At 41.3% G+C, this 654-nt stretch carries 1 protein-coding gene and 1 pseudogene; both read left to right on the forward strand.

The window, feature by feature from the left end; all coding sequences use genetic code 11:
• A pseudogene (locus ACFIO3_RS14885) lies at nt 1–318 on the forward strand (ABC transporter permease); the annotation flags it as partial.
• Nucleotides 311–654, forward strand: a 344-nt coding sequence (locus ACFIO3_RS14890) for an ATP-binding cassette domain-containing protein (protein ID WP_375704759.1), incomplete at its 3' end; no start/stop codon positions are given. The pseudogene ACFIO3_RS14885 and the gene ACFIO3_RS14890, both read left to right, overlap by 8 nt.

Consider the following 654-nt stretch of genomic DNA (forward strand, 5'->3'; position numbering starts at 1 on the left):
AATGCGTGTGTTGCTCTTGGTGGTTCTCTTTATATTCAAACTGCCATCGCAACTGATATTACCGGTGGAATTGGAACAATTGTTTTTGGATTGGCAGCCGTGATTATCGGTGAAACTCTCTTTCGTACGCGCAATATTTTTTGGATTATAATCAGCTGTATTGTAGGGTCTGTGCTTTATCGTGTGGCGGTGCAATTTGCATTTGAAGCAAATGGCATTGGCATTGATACGTCGACAGATCTTCAGTTGATTACTTCGCTGTTGGTTGTTTTAACCCTTATTGTGCCACGCTATTGGAGGAGGCATAAACGTGATTGAGTTTTTTCATGTTGGGGTCACATTTAAACCGCAAACACCTCTGGAAAAACAGGCTTTAATTGATATTAACCTGAAAATTGATCAGGGTAGTTTTGTTACGGTTATTGGTTCAAATGGTGCTGGTAAATCCACTTTGCTCAGTGTTTTAGCGGGTGCAACGCTTCCCTCAACGGGGAAAGTGGTTATCAATGGACAAAATGTTTCTAGGCAATCAGTCAGTGAACGCGCTGGAAAGATTGCTTGTGTTTTTCAAGATTCTTTAGAGGGAAGTTGTGGTTCTTTAACAATTGAAGAAAATTTGGCTCTTGCTGCTCTTCGAGGAAGTCGTCGTGGTTT

It is taken from the genome of Bartonella sp. AD328YNZD (assembly GCF_042196425.1).